At 74.1% G+C, this 10,274-nt stretch carries 8 protein-coding genes; 6 read left to right on the top strand and 2 right to left on the bottom strand.

Annotated features, from left to right (window positions below):
* The 6 genes from AB0O82_RS25420 to AB0O82_RS25395 form a co-directional block, all read left to right on the top strand.
* A partial coding sequence (locus AB0O82_RS25420) for a prolyl oligopeptidase family serine peptidase (protein WP_363586261.1) occupies window positions 1-1,477 on the top strand: 1,477 nt, incomplete at its 5' end.
* A complete protein-coding gene (locus tag AB0O82_RS25415; protein ID WP_363586260.1) occupies window positions 1,474-1,635 on the top strand; it encodes a hypothetical protein in 162 nt (53 codons plus the stop codon). The genes AB0O82_RS25420 and AB0O82_RS25415, both read left to right, overlap by 4 nt.
* Before the next feature lie 79 nt (window positions 1,636-1,714).
* A complete protein-coding gene (locus tag AB0O82_RS25410) occupies window positions 1,715-3,652 on the top strand; it encodes a RiPP maturation radical SAM C-methyltransferase (protein ID WP_363586259.1) in 1,938 nt (645 codons plus the stop codon).
* A 55-nt stretch (window positions 3,653-3,707) separates the two neighbouring features.
* The gene (locus AB0O82_RS25405; protein ID WP_363586258.1) at window positions 3,708-4,367 is read left to right on the top strand and encodes a DUF5825 family protein; all 660 of its coding nucleotides are present in this window, start codon (window positions 3,708-3,710) and stop codon (window positions 4,365-4,367) included.
* A 30-nt stretch (window positions 4,368-4,397) separates the two neighbouring features.
* A complete protein-coding gene (locus AB0O82_RS25400) occupies window positions 4,398-5,597 on the top strand; it encodes a cytochrome P450 (protein ID WP_363586257.1) in 1,200 nt (399 codons plus the stop codon).
* 106 nt (window positions 5,598-5,703) lie between these two features.
* The gene (locus tag AB0O82_RS25395; RefSeq protein WP_363586256.1) at window positions 5,704-6,921 is read left to right on the top strand and encodes an MFS transporter; all 1,218 of its coding nucleotides are present in this window, start codon (window positions 5,704-5,706) and stop codon (window positions 6,919-6,921) included.
* 82 nt (window positions 6,922-7,003) lie between these two features.
* Here AB0O82_RS25395 and AB0O82_RS25390 read toward each other — a convergent pair whose 3' ends face one another.
* Window positions 7,004-7,798 carry a putative protein N(5)-glutamine methyltransferase gene (locus AB0O82_RS25390; RefSeq protein ID WP_363586287.1) on the bottom strand — a complete coding sequence of 265 codons (795 nt, stop codon included), beginning with the start codon at window positions 7,796-7,798 and terminating at the stop codon, window positions 7,004-7,006.
* A gap of 278 nt (window positions 7,799-8,076) precedes the next feature.
* On the bottom strand, window positions 8,077-10,143 hold the full coding sequence (gene ligA / locus AB0O82_RS25385; RefSeq protein WP_363586255.1) for an NAD-dependent DNA ligase LigA: 2,067 nt from the start codon (window positions 10,141-10,143) through the stop codon (window positions 8,077-8,079).
* Between the last annotated feature and the right edge of the window lie 131 nt (window positions 10,144-10,274).

Raw genomic sequence — 10,274 nt, 5'->3', positions numbered from 1 at the left:
GGACGCGCAGGCGGACGCGCAGGCGGACGCGCAGGCGGACGCGCAGGCGGACGCGCAGGCGGACGCGCAGGCGGACGCGCAGGCGGACGCGCAGGCGGACGCGCAGGCGGACGGTCCGCTGCGGATCGCCGGAAACCGCCGACTACGGCTCTGGCCGATCGAGTTCAACCCGCTCGCGGGACTCGAACCGGAGCTGCTGCTGGTGGTCGAGGAGGACGAGCGGTACACCGTCGCGACCTGGCGGGCCGGCACGGGACTGCGCAGGTACCCGGGGCTGTCGTTCGACTCGCAGATATCGGCCGGCTGGTACCGGGGGCCGCGCGAGGTGCTGATCCAGCACGAGCGGGCCGGGCGGAGCCGGCTGCTCCTCGCCGACCTCGACCCGCCGGAGGGACAGGGGGCGACGCGGCAGCGGGTGACGCCGCAGGGAGCCGCACGGCAAGGACCGGCGGAACAGGCCCCGCCCGTCCGGGAGATCAGCACGCCCGGCGGCACGATCCACGACCTGTCCTGCGCTCCGGACGGCACCTTGCACTGCGTCTGGAGCCGGGAGTCGACACCGCCCCGCCCGCTGGTACTGCGCCCCGGCACGGAGGCTGCGCACCACCCCGGACAGGGCCTCGACCCGGACCGGGGCGACACCTCCCGCAGCCGGCGCTGGACGCCCCGGCCGTACGGGCGGATCCACAGCTTCGTCAGCACCCCGGTCGGCGAGGGCCCGTGGCCGACCCTCTTCCTGGTCCACGGCGGCCCCGCCACCCACGACCGCGACTCCTACGACCCGCGGGTGAACGCCCTGGTCGGCCGTGGCTACGCGGTGGTGCGCACCAACTACCGCGGCTCCACCGGCTACGGCGCCCGCTGGCAGCACGAGTACGGCCACCGGGTCGGGCTGGCGCAGATCGAGGACCTGGCCGCCGTCCGCACGGAGCTGGTCGCCGACGGTACGGCGCTCGCGGAGCGCACCGGCCTGTGCGGATTCTCGTGGGGCGGCTACCTGACCCTGCTGGCGATGGGCGCGCAGCCGGAGTTGTGGTCACTCGGCATGGCCGCTCAGCCGATCGCGGACTACCCCGCCGCCTACCGCACCACCACCCCCGCACTGCGCGCGCTCGATCGGCAGCTCTTCGGCGGGACCCCGGACGAGGTTCCCGAGCGCTACCGCGCGGCCGACCCGAGATCGTACGTGCACCAGGTCCGCTCGCCCGTCCTGCTGGTCGCCTCGCGGACCGACGAGCGGTGCCCGCCCGACCAGGTCGCCCGGTACGCCGCGGACCTGCGCCGGCTGGCGGTGCCGCACGAGCTGCTCTGGGTGGACGGCGGCCACTACAGCCGCCGGACCGCCGACCACCGATCGGTGCTGGCCACGATGGTCCGGTTCGCCGAGCACGCCTGGCCGGCACCGCTCCCCCTGCCACCCCGGGGCGACCGCCCCGAGGTACCCGCCGAACTGGTGGAAGGAGGTGAACATCCATGAAGCGACGCAGCATTCAGAACGACCCGATCAGCACCCCGGAGCGTGACCGGGGCGCCGTGGTGGTCCAGGCCTTCGCACTCGACATCACCAAGGCCGCGGTGGTCGCGCCTGCCCTCAAGGGGCAGCCGAAGCCGAAGCCGGAGACCAAGGGCAAGTGATTCTCCGTCGCTCCGGGGCGCCTGCGGTGCCCCGGAGCGACACCTCATCGACCGCCGGCGATCAACAGAAGTGGCCACCATGCGTATCGTCCTGCTGCACATGCCCTGGGGCGCGATCGACGTGCCGTCGCTGGCGCTCGGGATCATGCACACCGCCGCCGCACGCGCCGACCACCAGGTCGAAGTGCGGTACGCCAACCTGGACTTCGTGGACTGGGCCGCCGAGACCGCGGGTTTCGGCGTGGACGACTACCAGTACTTCTCCGAGAAGTCCTACTTCCAGGGCGCGGGCGACTGGGCGTTCGCCGGTGCGCTGTACGGTGACGACGGCCCGGCCCCCGGCGTCGAGGGCGACATCGAGGTCGACATCGACGACAGCGACGGCGAGTTCGCGGCCTACTTCGAGTACCTGGCCACCAGCGGTGCGAGCGAGCAGGAGATCGCACTGACCCGGGCCACCCGCGCGATCGCCCCCGCGTTCATCGCCCGACTGGTCGACGAACTCGCCGCCGACCCACCGGACCTGGTCGGCTTCACCACCACCTTCCAGCAGAACACGGCGAGCCTCGCCGCCGCGAGGCTGCTCAAGCAGCGGTGCCCGCAGGTGCGCACGGTGTTCGGCGGCGCGAACTGCGACGGTCCGCAGGGCGCCGCGCTGCACCGCAACTTCCCCTTCCTGGACTACGTGGTGCGCGGCGAGGGCGAGGCCGCCTTCCCGGCACTCCTGGAAGGCGGCGACCTCTCCGCCGTCCCCGGGCTGTGCTGGCGGGACGGCTCCGGGAAGTCGACGGCCAACGAGATGACGAGGCGTCCGCTGCCGCCAGCGGCGATCCTGGCGCCCCGCTACGACGGCTTCTACGAGCGGCTCGACGCCTCCGTCGCGGCCGGCTGGGTCGATCCCAAGCTGGTCGTCGAAGGCTCCCGGGGCTGCTGGTGGGGCGAGAAGCACCACTGCACCTTCTGCGGGCTCAACGGCTCCTCGATGGAGTTCCGCTCCAAGCCGCCGGCCGACTTCCTCACCGAGGTGCTCACGCTCGCCGAACGCCACCAGCTGTTGGACGTCTACGTGGTCGACAACATCCTGGACATGGGCTACTTCGACACCGTCCTGAAGTCGCTCGCCGAGCTCCCGGTGGATCTGCGGCTGCACTTCGAGATCAAGGCCAACCTGCGCCGCCACCAGTTCCAACTCCTCGGCGACTCGGGCGCGGCCCAGGTACAGCCCGGCATCGAGAGCCTGAGCACCCGGGTCCTGCGGATCATGGACAAGGGGGTGACGGGCTGCCAGAACGTCCGCGCGCTGCGGGACGCGCAGAGCGCCGGAGTGTCGGTGAGCTGGAACTACCTCTACGGCTTCCCGGGCGAGCAGCCGGCCGACTACGAGTCGGTGATCCGCCAACTGCCCGTGCTGCACCACCTGGACCCGCCGACCGGAGCGGGCCGGATCGCGATCGAGCGGTTCAGCCCGTACTTCGACCGCCCCGAGCTGGGCTTCGCGATCACCCGACCGGCCTTCCAGTACGGCGCGACCTACCGCCTGCCGGAGAGCGAACTGGCCGAACTGGCCTACGTGTTCAGCGCACCGCCGCGCGGGATCGGCGGCGACCTCGCGGAGCGGCTGAGCGCGGCGGTGGGCACCTGGATCGCGCGGTTCCCCGACAGCCGGCTCAGCTACCGGGACGCGGGCGGGCGGATCGCGCTCGTCAACACCCGCCCCGGGTACGACTGGCGGGTGGTCGAGCTGACCGATCCGGTGGAGCTCGCCGCCTTCCGGCTGCTGAACCAGCCCCGCTCGACCGCCGCGCTGGCCGCCAAGGTCCCCGGCGGCGCGGCGGCGGTCGAGCCGGTGCTGGAGCGCTTCACCGCGCTGGGCCTGCTGTTCCACGACGGGGACGGTTTCCTCCAGGTCGCCGTCGAGTCCGACAACCAGGTGCTGATGCGGATGCAGCACCGGCACGGCCCCGCCGCCGCCCGCCCTGGCGCCGAGGAGGTGCTCGATGCCGTCACGATCGGCTGAACGGACTGATGCCGGAAGGACCGATGCCGGAAGGACCGTTGCGGAAAGGACCATTGTGGGAAGGACCGATGCCGCCTCCTGGCGCGCGGCCGGCCCGGAGGTCGAGCTCTGGCTCGACTACGACCCCGACGCCCGGGAGTTGCCGGGCTTCGCGCTCGGCCACCGCACCCTGTCCGGCCCGGCGGAGGCGGAGGTCACCGAACTGCACCGCGCCGGGGTCCGCTGCCTGCGGCTGACCGAGCCGGTGCGGCTCTGCGCGGACGCGCCGGCGGCCTCCGCGCGGGCGCTGATGCTGCTGCGCGAGGCGACCGGGCAGGGGCTGGCCGTGCTCTGGCAGGCCGACTGCACGGACGGCTGCGCGGCACAGCGCCGGTTCCACCACCTGTACCCACCCGAGCAGTTGACCGGCGGCCCCGAGGACGTCGTCGCCGACTGGCGCGCCACGTACTACCCGAGCAAGTGCGTCTTCCGGCGCGGCCCCGGCTTCGTCGAGGTGCGCGACCGCCGGTTCGGGACGCTGGAGCTGTTCACCATCGACGAGCCGGGCCACCTGGCGCAGGTCGAGGCGCTGGCCGAGGGCGTCGAGGTCGGCCGGCTGCCGGACGCCGTCCACCGGGACTTCGCCGCGGCCGGCCTGATCGCCGAGCAGGCCGGCCGCGCCTGGTTCCTGCCCATGCGGGTGCGCCGCTGGCCCTTCCCGTCGCTGACCGTGTAGTTGCCGGAGTTCGAGCCCGAGGAGTGATCCATGACCACCGCGGTCGACGACGCCGCCGCGCGGATGTCCGCCTTCATCCGCGACCCCTACCCCACGCTCACCCGGATCCGCGAGGCCGGCGCGGTCTCCGTCGTGGAGTTCGGCGAGGGCCTGCCGGTCTATCTGGTGACGCGCTACCAGGACGTCCGGGCCGCGCTGATGGACCCGCGCTTCGGGCAGGACGTCCGCCGCAGCCAGGCCATCGCGAGCGGGCGGGGCTCCGGCCTGACGCTCGGTTCGGAGGTGGTCCACATGCTCAACAGCGACCCGCCGGACCACACCCGGCTGCGCCGGCTGATCCAGGGCGTCTTCACCCGCCGGCGGGTCGATCTGATGCGACCGCTGGTCGAGCGCATCGCCGGCGGCCTGCTGGACGGGCTGCGCGGGCGGGAGGCCGCCGACCTGGTGACGGACTTCGCCTTCCCGCTGCCGATCATGATCATCTGTGAGCTGCTGGGCTTCCCGCCGGAGGACATGCAGGCCTTCCGCACCTGGTCGACGGCGATCCTCACCCAGGGCGGCGACATGACCTTCGACCAGGCCACCGCCGAACTGAACGACTACCTGCGCGAGTTGATGACGGCCCGGCGGGCTTCGCCGAGCGCGGACATCCTGACCGACCTGGTGCAGGCCTGTGACGCCGGTGAACTCACCGAGCGGGAAGTGTTCTCGATGGTCTTCCTGTTGCTGATCGGCGGCCACGAGACCACCGTCAACCTGCTCGGCACCGCCACCCTGGCGCTGCTCCACCACCCCGACCAGCTCGCCTGGTTGCGCGCCAACCCGGCGGCGATGCCGGTCGCGATCGACGAGTTCCTCCGCTACGAGTCTCCGGTGAGCATGGCCACGCTGCGGTTCACGAACGCCGACGTGATGGTCGACGACGTGGAGATCCCGGCGGACGAGCTGGTGCTGCTCTCGCTCGGCGCGGCCAACCGGGACCCGGCCCGATTCACCGATCCCGACCGGCTGATCCTGGACCGGGGCGATCCGGGCCACCTGGCCTTCGGGCAGGGCCTGCACCGGTGCCTCGGCTCCTTCCTCGGCAAGCTGGAGAGCGAGGTCGCGCTGACCGGCCTGCTGGAGCGCTTCACGCGGATCGAGCTGGCCGCCGCGGAGGAGACCCTGCCCTGGCGCAACACGATCATGCTGCGCGGCCTGGAGTCGCTGCCGGTCTCGCTCGATGGCTAGCGGCGCGGGAGCAAGCGATACGGGGACGGACAACGCGGAGACGGGCAGCACGGGGACGGGCAGCACGGGGACGGGCGGCGCGCGAGCAGGCGGCGCGGCGGGGCTGTTGCGGTTCCGCCCCCGGATCAGCGTCGCGCCCCTGCGTGCGCGGGGCTTCCGGCTGCTGGTGATCGGGCAGGGCACCTCGGAGTTCGGCAACGCGTTCCAGGTGGTCGCCCTGCCGCTGCTGGTCTACTCCCTCGCCGGAGGCGCCCGCCAGCTGAGTCTGGTGGTCGCCGCCTACGGCGCGGGACGGCTGGCCGCCACCCCGCTCGGCGGGATGCTCGCCGACCGGTTCGGCGCCCGCCGGGTGATGCTGGCCGCCGACCTCGGCCGACTGCTCGCCACCGCCGGGCTGTGCGCGATCGCCGCCGGCGGGGCGGCGAACTTCTGGCTGATCGGCGGGCTCGCGCTGCTGGTCGGCCTCGGAGCAGGGGTGTTCCTGCCGGCCGCCTGGGCGATCACCCCGACCCTGCTGCCCTCCGAGGACCTGCATGCGGGCAACGCACTGAACAGTACGGTCACCTTCGGCGCCGGTCTGCTCGGTCCGGCGCTGGCCGGCCCGCTGGTCGCCTGGCTCAGCCCGGCCGCCGCACTGGGCCTGGACGCGGCCACCTTCGCCGTGTCGGCGGCCACGCTGTTGCTGATCGGTCGCGGCAGCCTCGTCGCACCCGCCAGCCCGATTTCCGAACGTGCCTCCGTACCGAAGAACTTCCGTGGCCTGCTGCGGGAGTCGCCGTTGCTGCGCGCGGTGCTGACGGTGACGGTGATCGCGAACCTGACGGTGGGCGGCGCCACCCGTGTCGCCCTACCGACCCTGGCCACCCACGGCTTCGGCGCCGGTGCCGTCGGGCTGGGCCTGCTGCTGGCCGCGTTCACCGGCGGTGCGCTGGTCGGCGGCCTGTTCGCGGCCGGCCTCACCGAGGTGCGCTCGCGGGGCCGCACGGCGATGCTCTCCGGTCTGGTGATGGGTACGGCGATCGGGCTGGTGCCGTTCACCGGCCTCGTCGGCGCCGTGCTGCTGCTCTGCCTGGCCGGCGGCGCCAGCACGGTGACCAACGTCCTGATCGTCACCGGCGTGCAGAAGAGCACCCCGCCCGCCTTGCTGGCCCGGGTCATGGCGGCCGTCACCTTCTGCGCGCTGGGAGTCTTCCCGATCTCGGTGATCGCGGCCGGCGCGGCGGTGGACGCCTTCGGGAGCCGGGGGGTGTTCGCGACGACCGGGCTCTGTTTGACGGGCGCGTTCGGGTACGCGCTGACCAGGCGTGAGATCCGCGAGCTGTGAGCGCCCAGCCGGCCGCCGGGCCCGCCCCTGCCACCGGGAGGCAGGAGGCGGGAGGCGGGGGCGGGGGCGGGCTGCGGCCCCGTCAGCGCAGGGTCGCGGTGACGACCGTCGCATCCAGGTCCTCGCACCAGGCGTCGACGGCGTCGAGGCCGGCCGCGCGGGCGACGGCCAGGGCCGTCGGGGTCTGCCGTTCGCTGGTCTCGAACAGCAGCGACCCGCCCGGGGCCAGCCAGTGCGGCGCCTCGGCGGCCACCCGGCGCAGCACGTCCAGACCGTCGGCGCCGCCGTCCAGCGCCGGCCGGGCCTCGTGCAGCCGGGCCTCCGTCGGCAGCAGCGCGATGTCGGCGCTGGGGACGTACGGGACGTTCGCGAGCAGGACGTCGATCCGGCCGCGCAGGGCGGCGGGCAGCGCGACGAACAGGTCGCCCTCGAAGACCGGGGCCCCGGGCCCGGTGAGGTTGCGGCGGGCGCAGCGGACGGCGACCGGGTCGACGTCGGCCGCGTAGAGCTCGACCGGGTGCGCGGCGGTGGCCGCCACGGCGGCGCCGAGGGCGCCGCTGCCGCAGCAGAGGTCGACGACCACGGCGCCCGGGCCGGTGAGCTCGGTGGCCGTGGCGGCCAGGAACTCGCTGCGGCGGCGCGGCACGAACACGCCCGGGTCGACGGCGATCCGCAGCCCGGCGAACTCGGCCCAGCCGACGACGTGTTCCAGCGGCCGGCCCTCGGCCCGGGCCCGGACCATCACGGCCAGGTCGGCCGGTGTCGCGGCGGCGGAGAGCAGGACCCGCGCCTCGTCCTCGGCGAACACGCAACCGGCGGCACGCAGCCGGGCGACGACCGAGGAACGGAGAGCTGCGGAGGCAAAAACCGACAAGATGACCCCTTGGGGGAATCGGGAGGAGGACGAACGACTCCGTCAGGGCTCCCGCAAGGGCCGACACCGCGCCGACGCGTCCGCGCTACGCGCGCGACGCGCCCGCACGGCCGCGCTCCGGGAGCACCCGCTCGGACATACCGGTAATGGGGCTCACCTCCTTGAGTCGCGGTCGTACACGGCGTCGGCCACCCTACCGCACCCTTGGCGCGGGCGATCAACTGGCCTTCCGGGCCCAGGTCCTGTCCGGCTGTCCGGCCGGTTGGCCGGCCGCGGCCGGCCTAGCCGAGCTGCTCGGCGACCAGGGCGGCGAACTCCTCCGGGGTCATGACGGGCACTCCGAGCTCCTCCGCCTTGGCACGCTTGGAGCCGGCCTTCTCGCCCGCGACGAGGAGGGTGGTGCGCTTGGACACCGACGAGGAGGCCTTGCCGCCGGCGCGTTCGATCAGCTCGTTCATCGCGTTGCGGGAGAGCTCGGCGAGGGCTCCGGTCATGCTGCCGGTGACGACCACGCTCTGGCCGGCCAGCGGGCCCGCCGCGGTGTCGTCCGCAGCCGCCGCGCCGCCGTCCGCGGCCCGGTCGGCGGGAGCCGTCGGCTCGGTCACCGCCGTGCCGACGCCCTGCGCCAAGAGCCGGTCCAACAGCGGTGCCACATCGGCGAGTTCGGCGACGATCACGGCGGCCTTCTCGACGCCGATACCGTCCACGCCGGCCAGCGCCGCGACGTCGGCGGCGCGGATCGCGGCCATGCTGCCGAAGTGCGCGGCGAGTCGGCGGGACATCGTCCGGCCGGTGCCGCGGATGCCGAGGGCGCAGAACACCCGGTTCAGCGGGCGGCTGCGGGCGGTCTCGATCGCGGCGAGCAGGTTGTCGGCGCTGGTGTCGCCCATCCGCTCCAGGGTGAGCAGCTGCTCCCGGGTGAGGGTGAACAGGTCGGCGAGGTCGCCGACCAGCCCGGCCTCGACCAGTTGGACGGCGCGGGTGCCGCCGAGGCCCTCGATGTCGAGCTGGTCGCGCCCGGCCGCGTAGATCACCGAGGCGACCGCCTGGCAGGCCCGGCCGCGCACGCAGCGCCAGCGCTGCTCGGAGGTGTCGATGGCGTCGCCGCAGCGCGGGCAGACCTCGGGGAAGGCGATCGGCTGCTCGGCGCCGGTGCGCTGGTCGACCAGGGGCGCCTCGACCCGCGGGATCACGTCGCCGGCCCGGTAGACGAACACCTGGTCGCCGATCATCAGCCCGCGGCGCCCGATGTCGGCCGGGTTGTGCAGGGTCGCGTAGGTGACGGTGACGCCGTCGATCACCACCGGTTCGAGGACGGCCCGGGGCGCGATGATCCCGGTGCGGCCGACGTTCCACTCGACGCCGAGCAGCCGGGTGACCTTGTGCTGCGCCGCCAGCTTGCGGGCCACCGCCCAGCGCGGCGCGCGGGAGCCGGACCCGGCCGCCTCCTGGTCGGCCACCGCGTCCGCCTTCACCACCACGCCGTCGATCCCGAAGGGCAGCGCGGCGCGCAGGCCCGCGATCTCGTCGATCCGCTGCTGTGCCTCGGCGAGGGTCGCGCAGCGGCGCGGCGCGGCATCGGTGCTGGCGGCGGTGTTGGCACCGAGGACGGCCAGCCGGGCGAGCAGGTCGGCGTGGTCGAGGCCGGGCAGGCCGAGGGCGTCGTAGGCGAAGAAGGTGAGTTCGACGCGGTAGGCGCGGTCCTTGGCGCGCAGGGTGCCGGCCGCGCCGCTGCGCGGGTGGGCGAACGGGGTGGCGCCGTGCGCGGTGCGGACGGCGTTGGCCTGCTCGAACTGCTCGTGGGTGAGCAGCACCTCGCCGCGCAGCTCGACGTCGACCGGTTCGGCGAGCCGGGCGGGCAGGCCGAGCACGGCGTCGGCGGCGGCGGTGATGTCCTCCCCCGCCAGGCCGTCGCCCCTGGTCAGCACCTGGGTGAGCCGGCCGGCCCGGTAGCGGGCGGCGACGGCGAGGCCGTCCAGTTTCGGTTCGACGCACCAGGCGGCGACCGGCCGGCCGAGCCGGCGCTCCAGGCCGGCCGCCCAGGACTCCAGCTCCTCGGCCGAGAAGACGTTGTCGAGGGAGAGCATCGGCGCGCTGTGCGGGACGTCGCCGACCGCCGCGCCGCCGGCCACCTTGCCGGTGGGCGACTCGGGCAGCGCCTCGTCCGGGTGCTCGTGCTCGTAGGCCTCGATCGCCCGCACCAGGGCGTCGTACTCGTCGTCGCCGAGCGGGGCGGAGCCGTCGGCGTAGTACGCGGCGGCGGCCCGTACGGCGGCGGCGACGGCGTCGGCGTAGGCCTGAGGGGAGGCCAGGGCGGCGGGAGGGGCCAGGGTGGCTGCGTCCTTCATACCGCCATCATGGCGAGCCGCACTGACATTCGGCCCGTTCGAACGCGGCTCGCACGGACCGGGCCCGGGGGGTGCGGCCCGCACCGGCCAGGGGTGCCGACCAGGGCCGTCGGCGAGGGCGCCGGTCGAGG

Origin of the sequence: Kitasatospora sp. NPDC088264, assembly GCF_040685715.1 — a bacterium.
Lineage (GTDB): Bacteria > Actinomycetota > Actinomycetes > Streptomycetales > Streptomycetaceae > Kitasatospora.
This window is presented reverse-complemented; position numbering and strand designations above follow the sequence as displayed.